Origin of the sequence: Streptomyces sp. NPDC096132, assembly GCF_044763345.1 — a bacterium.
Taxonomy (GTDB): Bacteria; Actinomycetota; Actinomycetes; order Streptomycetales; family Streptomycetaceae; genus Streptomyces.
Genome location: NZ_JBIWGA010000004.1, coordinates 102,849 through 125,606 on the forward strand (window position 1 = coordinate 102,849; position 22,758 = coordinate 125,606).

General features: G+C 70.1%; 15 protein-coding genes. 8 read left to right on the plus strand and 7 right to left on the minus strand.

Annotated elements, in window-relative coordinates:
• Positions 1 to 4: 4 nt before the first annotated feature.
• Both ACIRF9_RS11155 and ACIRF9_RS11160 read right to left on the minus strand, forming a co-directional pair.
• Entirely contained in the window at positions 5 to 1,417 is a 1,413-nt protein-coding gene (locus ACIRF9_RS11155) for an RICIN domain-containing protein (RefSeq protein WP_403819223.1), read from the minus strand.
• Position 1,418: 1 nt separating this feature from the next.
• On the minus strand, positions 1,419 to 2,414 hold the full coding sequence (locus ACIRF9_RS11160; RefSeq protein ID WP_403819224.1) for a family 43 glycosylhydrolase: 996 nt from the start codon (positions 2,412 to 2,414) through the stop codon (positions 1,419 to 1,421).
• Between the two features lie 189 nt (positions 2,415 to 2,603).
• Here ACIRF9_RS11160 and ACIRF9_RS11165 point away from each other — a divergent pair, with 189 nt between their 5' ends.
• Entirely contained in the window at positions 2,604 to 4,712 is a 2,109-nt protein-coding gene (locus ACIRF9_RS11165; protein ID WP_403819901.1) for an autotransporter, read from the plus strand.
• A gap of 59 nt (positions 4,713 to 4,771) precedes the next feature.
• Here ACIRF9_RS11165 and ACIRF9_RS11170 read toward each other — a convergent pair whose 3' ends face one another.
• A complete protein-coding gene (locus ACIRF9_RS11170) occupies positions 4,772 to 5,896 on the minus strand; it encodes an aminoglycoside phosphotransferase (RefSeq protein ID WP_403819226.1) in 1,125 nt (374 codons plus the stop codon).
• A gap of 99 nt (positions 5,897 to 5,995) precedes the next feature.
• Here ACIRF9_RS11170 and mmuM point away from each other — a divergent pair, with 99 nt between their 5' ends.
• Together mmuM and ACIRF9_RS11180 are read left to right on the plus strand one after the other, a co-directional pair.
• Entirely contained in the window at positions 5,996 to 6,934 is a 939-nt protein-coding gene (gene mmuM, locus ACIRF9_RS11175; RefSeq protein WP_403819228.1) for a homocysteine S-methyltransferase, read from the plus strand.
• 82 nt (positions 6,935 to 7,016) lie between these two features.
• The gene (locus ACIRF9_RS11180) at positions 7,017 to 8,090 is read left to right on the plus strand and encodes a LacI family DNA-binding transcriptional regulator (protein WP_403819229.1); all 1,074 of its coding nucleotides are present in this window, start codon (positions 7,017 to 7,019) and stop codon (positions 8,088 to 8,090) included.
• A gap of 8 nt (positions 8,091 to 8,098) precedes the next feature.
• Here ACIRF9_RS11180 and ACIRF9_RS11185 read toward each other — a convergent pair whose 3' ends face one another.
• The 4 genes from ACIRF9_RS11185 to ACIRF9_RS11200 form a co-directional block, all read right to left on the minus strand.
• Positions 8,099 to 9,742 (minus strand): carboxylesterase/lipase family protein, encoded by a 1,644-nt coding sequence (locus ACIRF9_RS11185; RefSeq protein ID WP_403819230.1) that lies wholly within the window; start codon positions 9,740 to 9,742, stop codon positions 8,099 to 8,101.
• Positions 9,743 to 9,834: 92 nt separating this feature from the next.
• On the minus strand, positions 9,835 to 11,094 hold the full coding sequence (locus ACIRF9_RS11190; protein ID WP_403819232.1) for an alginate lyase family protein: 1,260 nt from the start codon (positions 11,092 to 11,094) through the stop codon (positions 9,835 to 9,837).
• 46 nt (positions 11,095 to 11,140) lie between these two features.
• Positions 11,141 to 14,275: an alginate lyase family protein gene (locus ACIRF9_RS11195; protein WP_403819234.1), complete on the minus strand. Its 3,135-nt coding sequence runs from the start codon at positions 14,273 to 14,275 to the stop codon at positions 11,141 to 11,143.
• Complete coding sequence (locus tag ACIRF9_RS11200; RefSeq protein WP_403819235.1) at positions 14,272 to 15,795, minus strand: glycosyl hydrolase family 28 protein; 1,524 nt, start codon at positions 15,793 to 15,795, stop codon at positions 14,272 to 14,274. Before ACIRF9_RS11200 ends, ACIRF9_RS11195 begins: the two co-directional genes overlap by 4 nt.
• A gap of 158 nt (positions 15,796 to 15,953) precedes the next feature.
• Here ACIRF9_RS11200 and ACIRF9_RS11205 point away from each other — a divergent pair, with 158 nt between their 5' ends.
• The 5 genes from ACIRF9_RS11205 (at position 15,954) to ACIRF9_RS11225 (ending at position 22,680) form a co-directional block, all read left to right on the plus strand.
• A complete protein-coding gene (locus ACIRF9_RS11205) occupies positions 15,954 to 17,165 on the plus strand; it encodes an RNA-guided endonuclease InsQ/TnpB family protein (protein WP_403819237.1) in 1,212 nt (403 codons plus the stop codon).
• A 912-nt stretch (positions 17,166 to 18,077) separates the two neighbouring features.
• Complete coding sequence (locus ACIRF9_RS11210; RefSeq protein WP_403819239.1) at positions 18,078 to 19,091, plus strand: hydroxyacid dehydrogenase; 1,014 nt, start codon at positions 18,078 to 18,080, stop codon at positions 19,089 to 19,091.
• A 456-nt stretch (positions 19,092 to 19,547) separates the two neighbouring features.
• Positions 19,548 to 20,879, plus strand: a complete 1,332-nt coding sequence (locus ACIRF9_RS11215) for an ABC transporter substrate-binding protein (RefSeq protein ID WP_403819241.1) — start codon at positions 19,548 to 19,550, stop codon at positions 20,877 to 20,879.
• 11 nt (positions 20,880 to 20,890) lie between these two features.
• Positions 20,891 to 21,775: a carbohydrate ABC transporter permease gene (locus tag ACIRF9_RS11220; RefSeq protein WP_403819243.1), complete on the plus strand. Its 885-nt coding sequence runs from the start codon at positions 20,891 to 20,893 to the stop codon at positions 21,773 to 21,775.
• A complete protein-coding gene (locus ACIRF9_RS11225) occupies positions 21,775 to 22,680 on the plus strand; it encodes a carbohydrate ABC transporter permease (RefSeq protein WP_403819245.1) in 906 nt (301 codons plus the stop codon). Before ACIRF9_RS11220 ends, ACIRF9_RS11225 begins: the two co-directional genes overlap by 1 nt.
• Positions 22,681 to 22,758: the final 78 nt, after the last annotated feature.

The following is a 22,758-nucleotide window of genomic DNA, read 5'->3' on the forward strand; positions in this document are numbered from 1 at the left end:
CACGTCATGTTCCTTGTGTCCACTGCTGGTTCGTGCCGCCGTTGCAGGTGTACGTGATGATCGCGGCCGAGTTGGCGGTGGACGCGCCGTTCACGTCGAGGCATTCGCCGCTCGCCCGGGACTTGATGTTCACATAGCTGCCGCCGGCGGTCACGGACCACTGCTGGGTGGTGGCCGAGCCGTCGCAGTTCTCCTGGGAGACGGTGTTGGCGTTCTCCTGCACACAGAGGGAGCTGTTGCGCACCACCAGCTGGTAGTAACCGCTTCCCACCGACTTGAACCAGTACTTCTGGTTGTTGCCGCCGTTGCAGGTGTACTGCTTGATCTGGGTGCCCTGCCACAGCGACTGGCTGGTCACGTCGGCGCACTTGGAGGAGTGCCGGGCGACTAGCGTGTTGTAGGTGGCGCTGGTGCCGGTCACCGTCCCGGCGGCCGTGTCCACGGTGACCTCCGGGTACCAGGACATGGACAGGGTGCTCGAGGTCGGGAAGGTCAGCGGCAGCCACACATAGCGGGAGTCGTTGACGGTGCCGCTGAAGGAGTTGCCCCAGCGGTCGCCCATGTACAGGTAGGAGGTGCCCGAGGTGCCCTGGACCGGGAGGACATACGCGGTCTGCGAGCCGTAGGCGGTGGAGTCGCCGACGTTCGTCATCGACGACCAGGGGCCGGACAGGCTGGTCGCGGTGGCGTACTGCTGCTGGTTGGGGTTCCAGCCGGTGGCGCCCGAGGTCAGCATGAAGTAGACGCCGTTGCGCTTGAACAGGGCCGGCGCCTCGCGGTGTCCGCCCGCCCAGGGGTTGGCGACCAGGCTGTCGATGGCCGTGTAGTCGGCGGTGAGCCGGTAGATGTGCAGGTCGTAGTTCTCGTTGGCGGCGGAGACCATGTAACCGGTTCCGTCGGTGTCGACGAACGTGGTGATGTCCCGGGACATGTAGGACCCGAGCGGGCGGAAGCTGCCCTGGTAGGTGTAGGTCCCGTCGACGGTGTCGGAGACGGCGACGGCCGCGCGGGCCTCGCTGTAGTCGGTGCCGTTCTCCTTGTGCATCCACATCACGAACTTGCCGGTGGACGCGTTGTAGACGACCTTGGGCCGCTCGATGTAGGCGGTGGCGAGCTCGGAGGCGCTGGACTGGGTCAGGACGTGGTTCCTGAACTCCCAGTTCTTCAGGTCCGTGGAACGGTAGGCGTCCACGTACCGGAAGGTGTTGTCCGCGTTGCGGTCCTCGCCGAACCAGTAGTAGTAGCTGCCGACCTTGATGACCCCGCCGCCGTGCGCGTGCACGACATTGCCGGAGGTGTCGGTGAACTGGACGCCGTTGGGGACGGTCAGGGCCGCCGCCTGGACGGGCCCGGCGGTGGCGAGGGCGCCGATCAGCGCCAGACAGAGGGCGAGCAGGGTGGCGTACACACGTCTCATCTCACGCACTCTCCTTCACGGTCTCGGCGACGGGCGCGCCGAGGTCGGGGGTGCCGTCCGGCTTCCAGCCGAAGGTCTGGATCCGGGTGTGGCGGTTGGGGTCGTCCAGCGGTTCGCCGTCGATCTCCTGGTAGGAGCGGGCGTGGTAGACGAGGACGTCGGTCTCGCCGTCCTCGGCGACCGTGAACGCGTTGTGGCCGGGGCCGTACACACCGGCCCAGGCGCTGCTCGTGAACACCGGCACGGGGGACTTGGACCAGGCCGCCGGGTCCAGCAGTTCCGCGTCGGCGTCGGCGGTGAGCAGGCCGACGCAGTAGCGGTGGTCGGTGGCGCTCGCGGAGTAGGTGAGGAAGATCCGGCCGCCCCGCTGCAGGACGTACGGGCCCTCGTTCACCTGGTGGCCGGCGCACTCCCAGTCGTACTCGGGGGCGGACAGGATGACTTGATGACCCGTCAGGGTCCACGGGTTCGCCATCGCGGACAGCAGGATCGCGGTGTTGTGCCCCTCACGGGTGGGGTCCTGCTGCGCCCAGGCGAGGTACCGGGTGCCCCGGTGGGTGAAGGTGGTGGCGTCGAGGGAGAAGGTGTCCCAGGCCGTCTCGATGCGCCCCTTCTCCGTCCAACTCCCCTGGAACGGATCGGGGTTCGTGTTCTCCAGGACCCAGACGCGGATCGCCCACTCGTCCTCGGCGGGGGCCGCGGCGAAGTAGACGTACCAGGAGTCGTCGGCGCGGTGGAGTTCCGGCGCCCAGATGTGCGCGCCCATGTCCCCGGTGGGATGGGCCCGCCAGATGACCGACTCGTCGGCGGTGGCGAGACCGGCGAGGGTGCGGGAGCGGCGCAGGACGATGCGGTCGTAGTCCGGGTGGGTCGCCGTGAAGTAGTAGAAGCCGTCGGTGTGACGGTGGATCTGGGGGTCGGCGCGGTGCGGGACGAGCGGGTTGGGGTGCACGCGGTTGCCTCTCGCGAGAGGGGCGTTCGGAACTGCGAACGACATGTGGAATGACGAACGCCGAAAAGGTAAGGGTGTGTTACGAGCAGGTCAACGGGTCGGGCGGGACTTGATAGAAAGCCTTTTCCGGAGGATTGCGGCGCGGCCTGGAGGATTCCGGCGGCGCGACCGCTCTCCGAGCGGCAGGAGACGAAATTTCTGTTATCGGTGGCGGCCGTGATCCGTCTCCGAACCGTGCGCAGCCCCCTCCACACCTCAGCAGCGGCCGCCGGCGCCCTCGCGGCCGTCGCCGCCCTCCTGGCCACCGCTCCCCCGGCGGCGGCCGCCGGCGTCCGGGACGTCACCGCCGACGTACGGGCGAACCGGGACGTCACCCTCACCGGCGACACGGTGGTCACCGTGCCGTCCGGGACGACGACGTACGACGGCGTCTTCCGCGGCCAGGGAACGCTCACCGTGCGCGGCGGCGGGACGCTGATCCTCACCAGGGACAGCGACTTCACCCTGCCGAAGGCCCGGCAGCGGCAGGTGGTGCGCACCCAGGGCGGCAACCACCCGTACACGACCGTCACCCGACCCGACCCGCCCGCGATCACGGTCGAGCGCGGGGCGACCCTGCAGTACGGCACGGGCGGCGGCACCGGTCTCATCGGCCACTTCCCGTACGACACCCCCGGCTATCGGCTCAACCAGCTCAACGTCCGTGTCGACGGCACCCTCCGCCTGTCGCTGACCCGCACCTTCAACATCGGCACGATCAGCGGCTCCGGTCTGGTCACCCAGCCGCGCAACATGTGGGGCACCCTCGACCTGGCGGGCACACACCCCTTCTCCGGGGTCATCGACAACGGCACCGGCATGGCCGTCGGCCGCCCCGAGTACCCCGTGTCGCTGCCCAACGCCCGCGCCATCCTCAACCAGGGCTCCTGGATCATCGACACCCCGCTGTACCAGACGATCACCCTGCGCCAGGACTTCTACCAGCGGGAGTACGGCAGCGACGTCAACGTCCACAGCCGGCCCGGCAGCAAGGTCGTCCTCACCGGGCAGTACAGCTACAGCGACCGGGGCGGTGACACGAACCCGTCCCTGAGCGATCCCGGCATCAACTGGCGGGCGATCCCCCATCAGTTGAACAAGCGCGGCACCAACATCGAGGGTGCGGACGTGCGGTGGGGCGACGGCACCACGCACCGGATCTTCATGCCGGGCACGAAGGACACCGTCTACATCAATCTCCACGAGCGCAGCGGGCGCCGGTCCCTGCTGACCTTCGACTACAACGGGCCGGTGACGCTCGGCGCGCCCATCGGCGGCGGCAAGTACCACGACACGCTCGCCGCACCCGGCGCCGGGGACGTCGTCATCGCCGGCACCAAGGGGAACGACGTCACCTTCGCGGCCGCCCAGTACTACGACGGCTCCACCACCGTGGAGAAGGGCGCGGTGCTGCGGCTGGGGTCGGGTGCGGCGGGCGGAGACGGGTCACTGCTCACCGGCACGACCCGGCGGCGGATCGTGAACGACGGCACGCTCGTCGTGCGGAACACCAAAACACCGGTCTCCCTGTCGACGATCGGCGGGAGCGGCGCACTCGTCCAGTCCGGGGCGGCGACCACGACCCTCACCGGATCCTCGGTGACGTACACCGGCACGACGACGGTGCGGAAGGGAACCCTCGCCCTGCGCTCCGGAGCGACCCTCGTCAACAGCCGTGCCATCAGGCTCACTTCGGCGGGCGCGCGGCTGGACATGGGCGGCTCGGCGCTGCGGGTGACGAGCACGCTCGTCGGCAAGGGCGCGGTGAGGGGGTCCGTGACCAACGAGGGTGTGGTCACGAGCGGGTTGACGGTGAGTGGTGACTACACCCAGAACGGGCAGGGCCATCTCGTCCTGGGGGAACGGCCGTTGAAGGTGGGCGGGCGGGTGCGGCTGGCAGGCGGGCTCGATCTGTCGGCGAAGGCGGAGGCGGAGGAAGCGGCGAAGGAGATCGCCGTTCTCGATCACACCGGGCGCGGCGCGGTCTCCGGCACCTTCGAGGGGCTGCGGGAAGGCGCCGAGGTGAAACTCGCCGACACCGTGTACCGGATCAGTTACCGGGGCGGCGACGGCAACGACGTCCTGCTCACCGCCGACACCGCGAGCCCGTCGCCCTCCGCCCGGAATCGGGCCTCCTCCAAAGCGGTGGCGGCGGAGCCCCGCAGTGCGAACACCGGCATGAGCGGGGACATGGGGTGGTGGCCGTATGTGCTCGCCGCGGGACTGCTCGCGGGGCTCGGGATGCCGATGACACTGCGCCGACGGGCCCGGCCCCGCCGGGCGGGCGGACGGCACGCGGCGTAGGAGCGGCGGGACGGCGCGCGGCGCAGGTGCGGCGGGCCGCAGACGGCGCAGGAGCGCCGCTATCTGCCGCTGGGGGCCTCGGGAAATCCGAGCCGGGGAGCCAGCACGCGTGCTTCCGCCGCCCATTCGCCGAGGAAGGCGAGTGTCAACCCCCGTTCACGGTAGCGGAGTTCGGGCGACACGGTGCGTTCGCCGCCGTAGTCGAGCTGCCGCTCGCCCGCGCGGGCCAGCATGCGGGCGGTGAGCCAGTCGTACTTCACGGCCGAGGCGCACACCGCGAGGCGTACGAGCCGTTCGTCACCACGCCACCCGCTCTCCCGCAGGCCGTGCAGGTACGCGTCGTAGGCGGCCGCCGCGTACGCGGGGAGACGGGCCGCGGGCAGGAAGAGGTCGAACACGGTGTCCGGGAGGTAGTTGCCGAGGTCCTCCCCGAGCGCGCCGTCGCCGGCGAAGGCCCAGTCGAGCGCCACGGAGTCCGTCCCGTCCGACGAGCGGACGTTCGCCGGCCACATGTCGAGATGCCCGAAGGCGCGCGGAAGCCTCTCCATGACGTCGAAGAACCATTCCCGGTCGTGGTGCAGGCGGACCATGCCGGCGCGCAGGCCGGGCGGGAAGTGGTCGCGGACCAGGGGCTGCCGCCAGGCCGCGGCGTCGTCGAGGAGCTCCTGGCCGAGGGTGTTGCTCTCGACGTACTGCCGCAGGAAGCGCCGCGTCAGCCACGGCCGGTCGGCCGGCTGGGCCGCCCCCTGGGCCCGGCCCAGCCGGCGGAGGTGTTCGATGTGCCGGGCGAGGGGCCATGCCGTGGCCGGTTCGCCCGGCACGTGCTCCAGCCACAGCGCCAGGTCGCCGTCCGGCCGCTCGACGCAGGCCAGCAGCCGGGGAGCGCGGATGCCGTACGGCTGCCAGTGCGCGGCGAGCCCGGACGCGTAGACCTCGGCCTCGCGACGCCAGTAGTTCCAGTGCCGCGGGTCGTCCGAGGCGGCCCAGCCGCCCTCCGTCTCCTTGGCGCGGGTGAGCACCTTGAGCACGGCCGAACGGTCTCCCGCGGACACGGTCCAGACACCGCCGGTGACGCCGTTCTTCGGGTTGTGCCTGAGCGGGGAGAGGACGACGGATCCGCCGGAGGAGCCGAGTAACTCAGCGGCTTCGGCGGTCACGAGGTCGGTGTCGGTGTGTGGCGGCATCCCCCAAGGCTAGCGAGACCGTCTCCCACATGGTGGGCGATCTGTTCACGAACTGGACGGGGACGGTCGTCCCGCCACTCCTTCGACTAGCGTCATGACATGACCAGCGACACCGCTCCCCCGCACGGCGCACCGCTCGCCGCAGCCCTTGCCGCAGGAACCGTGGTCCTCGACGGCGGCATGTCCAACCAGCTCGAGTCCGCCGGGCACGACCTGAGCGACGAGCTGTGGTCCGCGCGGCTGCTGGCCGAGCGGCCCGAGGCGATCACCGAGGCGCACCTCGCCTATTTCGAGGCCGGCGCGAACGTGGCGATCACCTCCAGCTATCAGGCGACGTTCGAGGGGTTCGCCCGACGCGGGATCGCCCGCGAGGAGGCTGCCCGGCTGCTGGCGCTGAGCGTGGAACTGGCCCGGGAGGCCGCCCGCCAGGCCCGTGACAAGGGGGGCGCGCACCCGCTGTGGGTGGCCGCGTCCGTGGGGCCGTACGGTGCGATGCTCGCGGACGGTTCCGAGTACCGGGGCCGCTACGGGCTGAGCGTCGAGGAGCTGGAACGTTTCCACCGGCCCCGGCTGGAGGTGCTGGCCGCGGCCGGGCCCGATGTGCTGGCGCTGGAGACGGTGCCGGACGCCGACGAGGCGCAGGCGCTGCTGCGCGGTGTACGGGGGCTCGGGGTACCGGCCTGGCTTTCGTATACGGTCGACGGTGGACGGACGCGGGCCGGACAGCCTCTGGACGAGGCGTTCGCCCTGGCCGCCGACGTGGACGAGGTGATCGCGGTCGGCGTGAACTGCTGCGCCCCCGAGGACGTCGACGCGGCCGTGGCGACGGCGGCCCGGGTCACGGGCAAGCCGGTCGTCGTCTACCCCAACAGCGGCGAGGTCTGGGACGCCCGGGCGCGGGCGTGGAACGGCCGCTCCACCTTCACCCCCGAACAGGTCCTGGGCTGGCGGGAGTCGGGCGCGCGGCTGATCGGCGGCTGCTGCCGGGTCGGCCCGCGGGCGGTGGCGTCGATCGCCCGCACACTGGGAACGTCGTAGATCTCCGCCGACGCGGGCGACCGCTGCTAGCCTCCGCTCATGGAAACCGGTTGCTGCCGGTGTTTCCGAGGGGAGGGGCGGGATGACCAGAAAGAGCGCGGACGCGGCGCGCAGCACCATCCGAGACGTGGCGGCCCGGGCGGGGGTGTCCGCGTCGACCGTGTCGCGGGTGCTCGGCGGGGTGTACCCGGTGAGCGCCGAGACCCGCACCCGGGTCCTGCAGGCCGTGGGCGAACTGGACTACGTAGCCGACGCCCGCGCCAAGGCGGTCGCCGGGGCCGGGACGCCCACCCTGGCGTTCGTGCTGGAGGACATCACCGGGCCGTCCTTCGCGCACATGGCGCACGGCGTCGAGCGCGAGGCGCACCGGCTGGGGCACCTGTGCCTGGTGTGCAGCACGGAGGGCGACGTACGGCACGAACTGGACTTCGTCGAGACGATGCGGGCCCAGCGGGCCACCGCCGTGATCCTGGTCGGCGGCGCCGCCGACACCCCGGAGTACCGCGAGCGCACCCGCCGCATCGCCGACTCGCTGGCCTCGGCGGGATCCCGGCTGGTGCTGTGCGGGCGCCCGCCGCTGGGTCCGGGCGCGCCGGTGACGGTCGTCGAGTACGACAACGAGGGCGGCGCCTTCGCCCTGGTCGCGCACGTCCTCGCCCAGGGGCACCGGCGGGTGCTGTTCCTCGGCGGCAAACCGGACCACACCACGGCGCTGGGCCGTGAACGCGGTTACACCCAGGCCCACCGGGCCCGCGGCATCGACGTGGACCCGGCTCTGGTGCTGCACGGCGACTTCACCCGCGACACCGGTCACCGCCTGTTGCGCCGGGCCCTGGAGCGGCGCCTGGACTTCACGGCGGTCGTCGCCGCCACGGACATGGTCGCGGCGGGCGCCCTGACCGCCCTCCACGAGGCCGGCCTGGACGTCCCCGGCGACGTGTCGCTGGCCGGCTACGACGACATCCCCTTCGCCCGCGACCTGCATCCCTCCCTGACCACGGTGCACGTCCCCTACGAGGAGCTCGGCCGCCTCGCGGTGCGCACAGTCCTCAACCGCGCCCCCGACGCACCGGGTGAGCACCTGCTGCTGGGAACGCACGTGGTGGTGCGGGACTCGGTGGCGGGGGTGGGGAAAGGGTCGCTGGCTGTGCGGTGAGGCGCGGTTCAGTCGCGCCCCACTCCTCCGGGGCGGCGCAGGCGGCGTACGGCCGATCTGAGTTCCGTACTGCGGATGATCCGGCCGTCGGTGAGCGGCTCGGGCGTGGCGGCCGGTACGTCGTCGGGCCGGGCGGGGATGGAGGCAGTCGTCCACAGGGCCAGCTCCCGATCACGGAGACCGTATGCGGTATACGATCCACCGTCGTCCGTATGCGCGGAGTCGCCGAACACCCGCACGGGATGCCGCGCGTCCCACGGCTCCCACCCCGGGTCGCCCGTCGCCGCGAACCGCACCCACGCGGCGTGCATGTCGTCGGCCAGTTCCTGTGGGGCTCCCTCTCCGGCGAGTTTCGCGGACTCGGGTGTGTCACCGGTGTCGAAGACGAACCCGAGTTCGAGGGCGTGGCAGGCGCCGAGGCCGGGGCGACGGGAGGGCCAGGCGAACTCGTAGACGTACGACGTTCCGGGGCGGGCGTCGGCGAGGCGGTGCAGGGGCAGGCGCAGCAGGCGGTCGGTGACCATCTGGCCGACGATCTCGGCCGTGCCGGACTCCGGGTGCAGGGCGCGGTACCCGCGGGGCACCTCGTGACCGCAGTGACAGCGGGCCATGGCTCCGGCCAGGGCGACCGCGCCGAGCCGGTCGACGCGTTCCAGCAGGCCGCCCGGGACGAGCCACAGGCGGTACTCGTCGCGGGTCCAGCCGAGGAGGAGGTCGGTTCCGGTGGCGGCGTCGCCGTCGACGAGGGCCTGGAGGGGATCGCGCGGGACGAGGTCCCCGTCGACGACGACGCCGAAGGCGGGCCCGCCGAGGACGGGGCTGCTGAGTCTGCCCACGTCGGCCTGCGTGCGCAGCAGCAGATCGCGGTCGACCGCGGCGAAGGCCTCGGCGGTGGCGGGGATCTTCAGCCGGGTGGCCATACGGCGCACCATGCGGCGTACCTTGTCGCGTTCGAAGGCCTCCGGCGCCCCGCTCTGCAGGACGGCCCGCCGGAACAGGCCCTGGGCCTGCGGGGCGGCGACGAGCGCGCCGATGCTGATGGCTCCGGCGGACTGTCCGGCCAGGGTGACCCTGTCGGGGTCGCCGCCGAAGGCCCTGATGGACCGGTGGACCCAGTGCAGCGCGGCGAGCTGGTCGCGCAGGCCTGGGTTGGCGGGGGCGTCCGGGAACAGTCCGTAGCCCTCCACCCCGAGCCGGTAGTTGACCGAGACGAACACGATTCCGTCGCGGGCGAAGTGCCGTCCGTCGTACACCGCCACGGCCGAGGAACCCCTGGTCAGCGCGCCGCCGTGCAGCCACACCAGGACGGGGAGGCGGGCGCCCGGCCCGGGCTCGGGCGTCCATACGTTGAGGTTGAGACAGTCGTCGCCGGGCACGACCGGGTCGGACAGGTACTGGGCGAAGGCCTCGGAGTACGGCGGTTTCGGCGGTGTCGGCCCGAAGGCGCCCGCGTCGCGCACCCCCTCCCAGGGCTCGGGCGGTCCGGGCGGCCGGAACCTGCGGGGTCCGAAGGGGGGTGCCGCGTAGGGGATCCCCCGGAAGACCGCGATGCCGTGCTCGTACCGTCCTCGTACCGCCCCGTAGGGGGTTCCGACGACCGGGTCGGGGTCCTCCTGGTCCTCGGCCACGGGGTTCGTCTGGTCTGCCGCCATCTGCTCACCAGCCCTTCGCCGCGCTCGCGCACCGGTAGTACCAGAGCACCACACCGGTGCGGGGTATTCCGGTGCACGAGCCTGTAGCAGGGCTATTTGGCGTACATGAGGGTGCCGAAACCGAGCTGGTCGTAGCCACCGCTGGTGGACCCGTAGTCCCCGCCTCCGCCCTCGGGGGCGACGAGGTCGTAGTACATCTGCGAGATGTACTTGTCGTCCAGATACAGGCGCCGGTTGTAGTGGAAGTGGAGCATGGCCCACACCGGGCGGACCTGGCCGCGGGAGGAGGCGGAGATCGCGGTCTGCGACTGCTGTGCGCAGTTCTGTCCGCTGCCCCAGGTGTAGGTCGTGAAGGGTACGTCGCCGCCGAGGTTGTACTTGGCGACGTACTGGGCGGCCTTCATGAAGCGGCGGCTGTCGTAGGAGTACAGGTCGTCGCCCTGGTTCCAGGCCATCTCGCAGATCGCGCCCATCTGGCCCATGCCCATGACGGTGTGCCCCTGGTCGCGGCCGGACTCCTGCCACTGGCCGAGCGCGTAGCCGTCGTCGTCGGTGTACAGGTACGGCACGGCGTGCGCGATCGAACCGTTCCCGGCACCCGACTTGAAGTAGGTGACGGCCTGGTCGTACTTGGCGGAGTCCTCGTTGAGGATGCCGATGGCCAGGATCGAGGCCATGTTGCACAGGTCCCAGTTGGCCCAGTAGTTGGTGATGCAGGCGTCGTTGTGCTGGGTCAGGAAGCTGTTGTTGAGCGGGTAGAAGACGTCCTCCATCATGCTCTGGAACGCGGCGAGGTCGAAGTCGTCGTAGTCCCGCATGAGTTCGGCGGCGTTGGCGAACTGCCAGCCGTAGATCCCGGCGGCGAGGAACCGGTCGGCGTTGCCGGTGACCGAAGTCAGGGTGGTGGCCCAGGCGTTGAGGATGTTCGCGGCGCACCGGGCGTTGGCCTCGGTGCCGCCGACGCGCCAGCGCAGGGCGTTCTGGTAGGCCGCGGCGATGTCGTTGTAGAGGAGGCCGTAGTTCTCGCCGGTGCCGCCGCGGATGATCGTGGCCGTGGCCCGGGGGGTCCAGGTGGACTGGGAGTGGGAGTTGGCGGTCAGCTTGTTCCAGCCGGACAGCCAGGGGTCGGTGCCGGCGGCGACCCTGACCTTGGCCCGGTTGATGTCACCCGCGTTGTGCAGCATGCCCGGGTGGGTGAAGGTCGCGGGCGCGGCGTCGGCGGTGGTGGCGGCCGAGGTGGCTCCGGCGCCGAGGGCGAGGGCCGCGGTGAGACCGCCGGCGGTCTTCAGCAGACCGCGGCGGCTCACCTGCGTCGGCTCGTCCTGCCGGTGGTGGGGGGATGTGCGGCTCATGGGTGTGCGGCTCCCATCGTGGGGGATCCGTGGGGGATCCCGGTGTCTACGGCGAGGTGACGATCACCTCGCCGAACCGTGCGGTGCCGAGGGCCGTCTGGCTGCGGGAGCAGACCACGAGGCCCACGTGGTAGGGGGCGTCACCGAAGCCGGGGATCGCGCCTGCGGCGAGGGGGGTCCAGGTGACGCCGTCGTCGGTGGAGAGGGAGGCTGCGAAGGTGGTTCCGGTGCGCTTCAGCCGTAGGAGGAGGGGCAGTTGGACGGCGGTCGTCCCGGTGAAGGCCGAGGCGCCGGCCACCGTCGGCCGCAGCATGAGCTGGGCGCTGGTGCCGCCGGTGACGATCACTCCGGCCGCCTGGTCGAACGGCGACAGCGACTTGGCCATCAGCAGCCCCACCCGGTCGGCGCTCGCGCCCTCACGGGACAGCAGGCGGGCGGTGATCTCGCAGTCGCCGGTGACCGTCTGTCGGACGAACTGCCCGGTCATGCCCTGGGAGTTGACGTTGAGATCGACTCCGGCGCCACTGACGACGAACGTCCCGTCGGCGTGGACCGTGCTGCCGGGTGTGAGGACGGCTACGACGCCGAGGGTGCCGTAGTCCCGCCGGTCGGCGACCACGTCCCCGAGGTCGCCACCCGTCCACGGCGTGGGCAGCGCGGGAAGTGCCGTGTCCTCGGCGGGGGTTGACCCGCCCTGGAGACCGTCGGCGGAAGGGGCGACGGCCCCGACCGCGTCCGAACGAGGGCCTCGTCCCCCGCAGTTGGTCTTGGCGACCGCGTAGTGGTACGTCGTGCCGGGCGCACCGGTCGCGTCGGTGTACCGGATGCGGGTGCCGAAGCCGACCGGCCCGACGGCGGTGGCGAGCGTGCGGTACGGCCCGTCGGGGCGCGGGGCGCGCAGCACGGTGTAACGGGCGGAGAGGTCGGGGTCGGTCCACGTCAGCCGGACGCCGTCGGCCGCGGCCGCGGCGCGCAGGTCGGTGGCGGTGCGGGCGGGGCGCGGTGTGCGCCAGGCGTCTCCGTGGGTGCACGTCACGCTCACGTTGTCGAAGGCGCCGGTTCCGGTTTCGGCGTAGTCCTCGTCGATGCCGAGGGAGGAGGTCAGGGCGAGACCGGCGTATGCGAGGTGCGGCATACCGTCGACCTCCGTCGTACCGACTACGGTCCACTGCATACCGTCTGCGGACATCGAGCCGGTGAGGCGCCGGCCCTTCCGCGTCACGCGCACCCAGTACGGGGCCCGCAGCCGGTAGCCGTCGCCCGCGCCCTCGACGTACGGCGCCTCGAGCGGGGTCGCCGACTCGGGCAGCGCGCCGAGGTTCGAGATCGGGAAGGAGGCCTTGGTGGTGATCGCCTCCTGCTGGGACGGGGGCACGGGCGTGCTGCCGGTGGCCGAGACGGGCGCCCCCCGGCTCGGGCGGACGGTCCACACGCCGCTCCAGGTGTGCAGCGGCAGCCCCTGGACGAGCATCGAGGCGTGCGGGGCGTCCGCGTCCAGGGAGGCCCGGACGGTGACGCCGATCTTGGAGTACTGGGAGCTGAGCGGCCACACGATGCGGGCGGTGACCGTGCCGTCGCCGTGCAGGGGCAGGTGGGCGACGCGGTAGGTGTCGGCGGTTCCGGATGCCTCCAGCACGAACCGTTCCCCGTCGAACGCGGCCGACCCGGGGGTGCGCACGGCGCCGGCATCAGCGGTGGCCCAGGGCGCGGGCAGGCCGGCGGCTGCCGAGGCGACGGCCGAAGTTCCGCTCACGCCCAGGGAGTTGGAGGCGGTGACCGTGTAGTGGTAGGTGCGTCCCCGGCGGACGCCGGTGTCGGTGTGCGTCGGCTCGGTGACGCCGGTGGCGAGCTGCTCGTAGGGGCCGTCGGGGTCGGTGGCGCGCAGGAGCGTGTAATCGGTCGCCCAGACGGAGGGCAGCCAGGACACCGTCACCGCCTCCCCCTCCCCCGTCGCCGTGACGCCGGCCGGGGGTGCGGGGACGGCGGGGCCGGGGGCGGTCGCGCCGGCATGGGCGAAGGTGCCCCAGCCGGGCAGGTCGTCGTTGCTGCCCTCGACGACCCGGGCGCCGGCCGTGCCGCGGAAGACGGCCGCCTTCGTGTACGGGGTGTCGAGGCCGCGGACGCCGGCGTAGTGGGCGTAGTACATCTCGTAGATCGGGGGCAGGGTGCCGCGGCCGGTCGCCGAGACCGTCTTCTTGATGTACTTGCCGGTGCGGTCGAGGTCGGGTGTGAAGGGGACGTCGCCGCCGAGGTTGTAGCGGGCGGCGTACTCGGCGTTGGCGAGGATGCGGTTCGCGTCGTACGCCCACAGGTCGACGCCCTGGTTCCAGGCGACCTGGGCCGCGTCGCCCATCAGGCCGACGGCGAGCTGTTCGTGGCCCTGGTCGCGGCCGGACTCCTGGCCCTGGCCGTCGGCGGTGACGACACGGTGGGCGACGCCGCCGTTTCCGGCGCCGGCCGCGGCGAAGCGCAGGGCGTCCTCGAAGAGGGTGCGTTCCTCGCAGAACACGCCGATGGCCAGGATGGACTGAATGGCCGTCAGGTCCCAGTTGCCGTTGGCGTAGAGCATGTATCCGGAGATCGCCGGATACCAGACGTTCAGGAAGGAGTCCTCGCAGCGGGCGATGCCGGAGTCCGCCCATCCGTCGTAACCGGTGTGGCGCAGGAGCTCGGCGGCGTTGGCGAACTTGAAGGCCTGCAGTCCCGCGCCGAGCGGGCCGTCGGCGCCCGTGACGATCGTCAGGGAGGCCGACCAGGCGTCGAGGATGTCGCGGGCCTTGTCGGCGTGGGCGCGGTCTCCGGTGACGGCCCAGATGAGGGCGCTCTGGTAGGCGGCGGCCGAGTCGGCGACGGCCTGGTTCATGAAGTTGGACGGGCCTCGGCCCCAGGAGGTGATCTGGCCGGTGTTCTGAATGGTGTATGCAGTCTGCGATCGACTGTGTGCGGTCAGCGCGAGGAAGCCGTCGTGGACGGGCGACTGCCGACCGTCGACCGCCGCCTTCATACGGGCGAGGTCGGCCGCGCTGTGCAGCAGGCCGGGGTGGGTGAAGGTGAAGGCCGGCGAGTCGCCCGTGCCGTCCGCCGCCGCCCGGGCCGCGGGGACGAACAGGGTGTTCGTGCCCGCGGCGAGCAGCAGCGCAGTGGAGGACTTGAGCAGGCCGCGGCGGCTGATCGGGGTCACTGTGCGGCCGCCTCCGCCTCGGCGGTGGTCAGGAACTTCAGGTTGATCACGTGCTCGTTGTAGAACCACTGGATGGCGTCGGTGGTGTAGTACCAGCTGGGCTTCTTCATCGAGTCGGCGATGACCTGCCCGTTGATCACCAGGTTCTCGAAGGTGACGTTCTTGACGGCGTGGTCGGCGTCGTAGCCGAGGAACAGCGACGGGTTGGCGTGGGTGCCCGTGTAGCTGAGGTTCTTGACGTAGACGTCCTCGATGCCGCGCCCGACCGAGGTGTTGTACTTCGGGTTGTACATCACCTTCATGTAGATGACCTGGCCCCAGCGGAAGTCCTCGATCCGTACGTCCTCGATGCGGACGTTCCTGATCAGGTTGGAGTCGCCGGGGTTGAGGGCGATGCAGCCCTGGTAGTTCATCTGGGGTTCGCGGTGGTCCAGGACGTCGACGTTCTTGATGACGAGGTTCTCGATCACCTCGGGGGCGTCGGTGTTGCCGTGGGTGCCGACGTTGACGGGGTGGGCGACGTCGGCCCACAGGGTGCAGTTCTGGATGGTGATGTCGCGGGTGTCGCCGTAGTAGTTCCAGCGGTGGGCGTAGATCGCGAAGCAGTCGTCGGAGTTGCGCATGAAGCAGCCGTCGAAGACGATCCCGCTGGAGGAGAAGACGTCGAAGCCGTCCCCGTTGCCCTTCGAGCTGAACGAACGGGCCTTGTTCACATGGACGTTCTCGCTCTCGCCGAACGTGCCCGCGTAGCCGTTCGGGTTCATGATGATGACGTCCTCGACCCGGATGTTCCTGCTGCCCTCGCAGAGGATCCCGCCGGGGCCGGCGTAGAGCATGCCGTGGCCGGTGAGCGCGGCCTTCTCCACGTCCTTGAAGTAGACCTGGGCCCGCAGGACGGCTCCGCCCGCCAGATGGACGGTCTTGCCGCTGGGCACGGTGAGCACGTTGCCGGTGACGGTGTGGTCGCCGGGACCGAAGTAGATGACGTCGGGGTCGTCGGCGGAGGGCGGGTGGGGGTCGACGCGGTTGGTGATGACGTGCAGACAGTCGAAGATCTCGTCGTTGATCTGGACGACGACGTCCCTCGGCTCGTCGAGCGTGAACCGCAGGGTGTCGCCGAGGAGTTCGGGCGTGATGCCCAGCGCGTTCGGCCGCACTCTCGCCTTGGTGGTGCCGCCCTTGAGGTACGTGACCTCCACCTCGACGCAGCCGCGGAAGTCGAAGTACACCATCGAGGTGTTGTAGACCTTGCCGGACCCGGTGGTGGCGTTGATCTCCTCGAGCTGGGGCCGGTAGATGTCGAGGGTCTGCCACTCGCCGTCGGGAGCGGTGCGGACGCGGACCTTGAAGCTGGTGTTGGTCGGCAGGGTGGCCGGGCGGGGGTAGGTGACCAGCTTCGGGGCGGAGGTGTCGGCGTCCGCGTGCGCCGCCGTGGCCGTCAGGCCGCCGGACAGTCCGGCGGCGAGCACGGTGGCACCGGCGGCCTGGAGGGCGGTACGGCGGGACAGGGGCGTGTTCATAGGGGCTCTCCTTCGTGGACACTCCCGGCTTCGGCCGGGGAGGAATCGAAGCTCCCGCAGAGCGGGACGGAAAAGGCGAACCACCTCCAGGACGGACGACGTTCATCGGACACCGACCGACACTCTTTACTCACACGGAATCTGATAGAATGTGAGATATGACCCAGCAGGTCAGGCGGGCATTCAAGTACCGCTTTTACCCCACCGACGAGCAGGCGGCTGAGCTGTCGCGCACGTTCGGCTGCGTCCGCCTCGTGTACAACAAGGCGTTGGAGGAACGCACTCGGGCCTGGTACGGCAAGCATCGTCGCCTCTCCTATGTGCAGTCGTCCGCCGCGCTGACGGAGTGGAAGAAGACCGAGGAACTCGCCTTCTTGGCCGAGGTGTCGTCGGTTCCGCTCCAGCAGGCACTGAGGCACCTTCAAGCGGCGTTCGGGAACTTCTTCGCCAGGCGGGCCAAGTACCCTCGCTACAAAAGCCGTAAGAAGTCCCGTGCGTCGGCCGAATACACCCGCAGTGCGTTCAAGTGGCGTGACGGGAAGCTGACGCTGGCGAAGATGGCGGAGCCGCTGGACATCCGCTGGTCGCGCCCTCTCCCGGAAAGTTCGGAGCCGACCACGGTGACCGTGTCCCGTGACAGCGCGGGCCGCTGGTTCGTCTCGATGCTCGCCGAGGAGACCATCACTCCGCTCCCCGCTACCGATGCGGCAGTCGGCATCGACGCCGGGATCACGTCCCTCGTGACGCTGTCCACCGGGGAAAGGGTCGCCAACCCCAGGCATGAGCGCCGGGACCGGGCCCGCCTCGCCCGCGCCCAACGGGAGCTGTCCCGGAAGGCGAAGGGCTCCGCCAACCGGGAGAAAGCCCGACGCAAGGTCGCCCGCGTCCACGCGCGGATCACCGACCGCCGTAGGGACTTCCTCCACAAACTGTCGACTCGACTCGTCCGTGAGAACCAAACGGTCGTGATCGAGGACCTCACCGTCCGCAACCTGCTCAAGAACGGCAGGCTCGCTCGCGCCATCTCCGACGCGGCCTGGACGGAACTCCGCTCGATGCTGGAGTACAAGTGCGCCTGGTACGGGCGCGAACTCGTCGTGATCGACCGCTTCTTCCCCAGCTCCAAGCTGTGCGGGAACTGCGGCACGGTCCGCGAGAAGCTGCCGCTGAACGTCCGCGAGTGGACGTGCGACAACTGCGGTGTCGTGCACGACCGCGACGCGAACGCGGCGCGCAACATCCTGGCCGCCGGGCTGGCGGCAGCAGCCTGTGGAGACGGTGTAAGACCTCAACGGGAGTCCTCCCGGACGGGGCGGTCGTCGGTGAAGCAGGAAACCCAGCGGGCGACCACTGGAATCCCCCGCCTCTAGGCGGGGGAGAAGTCAAGCGTGACTCCTTGCGACAGGCCAGGCGCAGGCAGGCAGGCAGGCAGGGGGCAGGGAAGGGCGGCGGGTCGGTGGAAATCGGTTACTCGGGGCAGGTGCGGATGACCGGTCGCACGGGCCAGTGCCAGCGAGCTACTTCAGCCCGGACGTGGACATCCCGGCGACGAAGCAGCATTGGGTGACGAGGAAGATCAGCAGGATCGGCGCGACGTACATCACGGACACGGCCACCTGAAGGCCGATGACGGGGGGTGCCGGCCGCGAGAGCGAGGAAACGGCGGCGGCCGGGGTGGGCTGCGGGGTGGGAACGCATGAGGGCCTCGCCTTCTGTGTCGAGGGAGCGGGCTGCGGCGTGACCGGTCCGGCGGACACGGGCGGCGCAGTTACGGGTGCGGCGAGCGGGAGCACCGAGCACCGCATGGCAACCGGTTGCCATGACCGGATGGGCCAGAGCTTGTTCCGCTCACAGAAGCGCGTCAAGAGGCCTCACAGACTTTCGAAAACTCTGTGCACGGGCCGCAGCCGCCCCCACCGAGCCTCGAAGACCCCCGACGCTCTCCACGCACAACCTTCTGACCTGCACATACTCAGAGATCGGCGCGATCGTGACCTCCAGTGACCACCGCCCCGCCCAGCCCGCTGCTCCACAAGCCGGCCCCGTACCGCTTTCGGAGAAACGCCCTCACAACCGGTTGCGGGACCCTTCCTTCACTCCACGTGAGCGGCACACGCCCGCCCCGCCACGCCGACAGCAGCTCTGAAGTGGCTCTTTACCGCGGAACCCAGCCGAAAGATTTCCCGCCGGACGATCCATCCGACCGATTGACCACGTCTCCAGAGCGGACCTACGGTAGAACCCGCCTTCAGTAAACGTTTCCTACGCGCCTCAGGAGTGTCATGCCCAGCGCCCAGCTGCCCAGGGCCGTGTTCGCCATGGATCCCGTGCACCTCCCCCTGCTGTTCCCCGCCCCGCTGCTGGCCCGGCTGCGACGGACGGCGGAGATCGATCCCGCCCTTGTCGTACGGGACTTCGCCGACCCCGCCACCGCGTCGGCGCTGGCCACCGCCGATGTCCTGATCACCGGTTGGGGCTGCCCCCACCTCGACACGGAGGCGCTCGCCGCCGTGCCGCGGCTGCGCGCGGTGCTGCACGCCGCGGGGTCCGTGCGCTCACTGATCGGGGAGGCCCTGTGGAAACGTGGGGTAACCGTTTCCAGCGCGGTCACCGGAAACGCCGTACCGGTCGCCGAGTACACGCTCGCGATGATCCTGCTCGCGGGGAAGGACGCGTTCACCCACCGCGAGCGCTATCGCCGGACGCACGCCCAGCCCACGCCCGCCGAAACCGCCGCCACCGGCAACCTCGGCCGGCGGATCGGCGTCATCGGGGCCTCCCGGGTGGGCCGCCGCCTGCTGGAACTGCTGCGCCCGTACGACTTCGAGGTCCTCCTCCACGACCCGTACGTCGACGTGGCCGAGGCGGCCGAACTCGGCGCCCGGCTCCTCTCCCTGGAGGACCTGCTGCGGCACAGCGACATCGTCAGCCTGCACGCGCCCGACATCCCCGAGACCCACCACATGCTGGACCGCGCCCGTCTCGCCCTGGTCCGGGACGGCGGCGTACTGATCAACACCTCCCGCGGCGCCCTCGTCGACCACTGCGCGCTCACCGACGAGCTGGTCTCCGGACGGCTGCACGCGGTCCTGGACGTCACCGACCCCGAGCCACTGCCCGCCGACTCACCCCTGTACCGCCTCCCCAACGTGTTCCTCACCCCGCACATCGCGGGCTCCCTCGGCAACGAGCTGGAGCGGCTCGGCCGCATCGTCGTCGAGGAACTGGAGCGCCTGGCGGGGGGGCTGCCGCCGGCGCACGAGGTGCGGCACGCGGATCTGGCCCGCGTCGCCTGACGCGGACGAGCGCATGGCCGGCACAGAGGCGGCGGGCCCTCGCCGGTTTCCCGACGGCGCGGATCAGCAGCCGGCCAGGACAGTCTCGTAGGCCCTGTCGACAGGGATCCGGAGCCGTCACGCGCCCGTCACCGACGGGAATCCGGCCTGTCGCGCCTCCGGCCCGTCACGCCCGGCTGAGCGACGACCTCTCGTAAACGGTTTCCCCCACTTGACCTGCATCGACATCTCAAATTCTCTCCCTTTCGGCAACTTTTTCCCGCACACCCCTTGATAAGGCCGGACCGCACGCCCTACGGTCCTCAGCAACCGGTTTCTACGCACTCTCCGCTTCGGCCGATCCCCACGAGCGCGAGCCGATGCCGCAGCCGATGTGCCGGCCAGCGTTCCCGGCCAGTACCGAGCCGCCGTTCTCGTTTCTTCCGAGACGCCTACTTCCCGAAGGATCACGGTCAGATGAACTCCACCAGCCCCCGGAGAAGGTTCGCCCGCGCCGCTGTCGCGGGACTCGCGCTGACAGGTCTGCTCTCCGCCTGCGGCGGGTCGGGCGACGGGGACTCCTCGGCGTCCGGCCCGGTCACCCTCCCCTTCTGGGGCTGGGCGAACGGCCAGGAGACGATCGTCAAGATGTTCAACGCGTCGCACAAGGACGTCCAGCTCAAGTACACCAAGGTCACCGACCAGCTGACCATGCAGAAGCAGCTCGCGAACGCCATCAAGGCGAAGAACGCGCCCTGTCTGCTGCAGAACACGGCCGAGTACGTGACGAGCTGGGTGTCGCAGGGCGCCCTGGCCGACATCAGCGCATACGTCGGGTCGGGCAAGGACAAGTTCCTGCCCGGTGCCTGGGCGGGTGCCCAGGTGCAGGGCAAGGTCTACGGCGTGCCCACCAGCGCGGCGCCGGCCTTCACCATCTACCGCACCGACGTCTTCAAGAAGTACGGCCTGACGGCACCGGCGACCTGGGACGACTTCATCGCCGCGGGCAAGGTGCTGAAGAAGCACGGCATCCACGTCACGAACTACGCCGGTGAGGACCCCAGCACCCTGGAGGTGCTCGCCATGCAGGCCGGCGCGCACTGGTACTCCATCGACGGAAACTCCTGGAAGGTGAACTTCCAGGACGAGGGCAGTCTGAAGGCCGCCGAGGTGATCCAGCAGGTCATCGACAACGACCTCAACTCCAAGCTGTCGTTCGCCGACTACGCCGCCCTGCAGCAGAACTACGACGACGGCGGCACCGTCACCCGGCAGATCTCCACCTGGCAGATGGGCGGCATGGTGAACAGCTTCACCAAGTCCTTCGGCCAGTGGGCGCTGGCTCCGTGGCCGACGTACAAGGGAGAGGCCGCGAAGACGCCGGCCGGCACCAACCAGAGCGCCAACATCAACCTGGTCACCGAGCAGTGCAAGTACAAGAAGCAGGCCGCGGAGGCCGCGCTGTGGCTGTCCACCGACACGGGGGCGGTCAAGAGCATGGCGAACCCGCAGACCGGCAGCGGCGTCATGCCCGGCCTGTCCGACAGCGCCGACTACGTCGACCAGGCGATCTCCCAGAAGCTGCTCGGCACGAACTACGAGCCCGCCAAGAAGGTCGTCACCGACAGCCTCTCCACGGTCACCAGCGACTGGACCTTCGGCCCCGACTGGACCGCGATGTTCACGGAGCTGCAGAGCCAGTGGGGCAAGGTGGTCGCCAAGCAGCAGAAGGTCACCGACCTCCTCGCGCACATGCAGGCGTGGACGGTCGCCGACCTGAAGTCCCGCGGCATCAGCGTCAAGGGCTGAGGCGCCGGCCGATGATCCGCTCACTGCGCTGGAAGGGGGCCGCGTTCACGGTGCCCTTCCAGCTCGGCTTCGTCTTCCTGTATCTGGTCCCGATCGGCTACGCCGTCCACCAGTCGCTGTACCGGACCCAGCAGTCCGGGCTCGGGCTGGGCGGCTCCACGGAGAGGTTCTCCGGGCTGGAGAACTACGAACAGGGGCTGACCGACTCGGCGTTCCTCGGCTCGATCCTGCGCGTGGTGCTGTTCGCCTGTGTGCAGATCCCGCTGATGCTGCTCATCAGCCTGGTGCTGGCCCTGCTGCTGGACACGCTCACGTCACGCGCCGCCGGCCGTTTCCGGATCATGTTGCTGGTCCCGTACATGATTCCCGGCGTGGTGGCCGCGATCGTGTGGGTCAACCTCTACAGCCCCGAGGTCGGCCCGCTGACCACGCTGGGCAAGGCCCTCGGCTTCGACTGGAACTTCTTCGCCCCGTCCCTGGTGTGGCCGTCCATCGGCAACCTGCTCACCTGGCACGGCATCGGCTACAACATGGTGATCATCTACTCGGCGCTGCAGGCCGTGCCCCGCGAGCTGTTCGAGGCCGCCCGTCTGGACGGCGCGAGCGAGATCCGCATCGCCCGCAGCATCAAGGTCCCCTATGTGCGCGGGGCGCTGGTCCTGACCGGTCTGCTCTCCATCATCCAGATGCTGCAGATCTTCAACGAGCCCGCCCTGTTCCGGAACGTGACCCCGCAGACGGTGGACGACAGCTTCACCCCCATCATGATCATCTACAACCAGGCGTTCAACGCGAGCAACTACCACTACGCCGCCGCCCTGTCCGTACTGCTGGCCCTCATCCTGGGTGTCGCCTCCTTCCTCTTCTACCGGCTCACTTCGAAGGAGGCCGACTGATGACCCTCACCGAGGACCGCCCCAGGACGCACAGCGTCCGCAGGCTCAGCCGCCCCGACCCGGCAGCCCGCGGAAGGGGCGGCCAGCGGTTCGTGCTGATCGGCCTGGTGCTGGCCAGTGTCTACAGCCTGTTTCCCGTCTACTGGCTGATCGTGGCCGCGACGAAGGACCGCATCGGGCTCTACCAGAGCAATGGTCTGTGGTTCTCCGGCTGGCACCTGTGGAACAACCTGCATCAGCTGTTCACGTACGAGGACGGCATCTTCCTGCGCTGGACCGCCAACTCCCTGCTCTACGCCGGCGTCGGCTCCCTCGGCGGCACGGTCATCGCCCTCGCCACCGGCTACGGCCTCGCCCGCTTCGACTTCCCGGGCCGCAACCTGGTCTTCGCGTGCGTGGTGGGTTCGTTCCTGATCCCGCTCGCCCTGCTCACCCTGCCGCTCTATCTGCTGTTCTCGGCGATCGGCATGGTCGACACCCCCTGGGCGATGCTGGTCCCCTGCCTGATCAACCCGTTCAGCGTCTACCTCGCCAAGGTCTACACCGAGGCGACGATCCCCTACGAACTCCTGGAGGCGGCGCGGCTCGACGGCGCCGGTGAGCTGCGCATCTTCGTCAGCATCGTGCTGCGGATGATGACCACGGGCGGGGCCACGGTGTTCCTGCTGGCCTTCGTCAACACCTGGAACGCCTTCTTCCTCCCCCTCACCGTCCTGCGCGGCGAGGAGAACTGGACGCTCAACCTGGGCCTGTACAACTGGAGCGGCAAGCGTATGGAGTCCGGCGTCGACCTCACCGGACTGGTCCTGACCGGAGCCCTGCTCTCCATCGTGCCGATGGCCGTCGTGATGGTCGCGATGCGCCGGTACTGGCGGACCGGGGTCACTCTGGGGGCGCTCAAGTGAGTTCTGTGGACGCCGAGCTGGAGGCCGGGGGCACTGAGCCGCATACCGTAGGCGCCGAGCCGGATACGGGCGGCACCG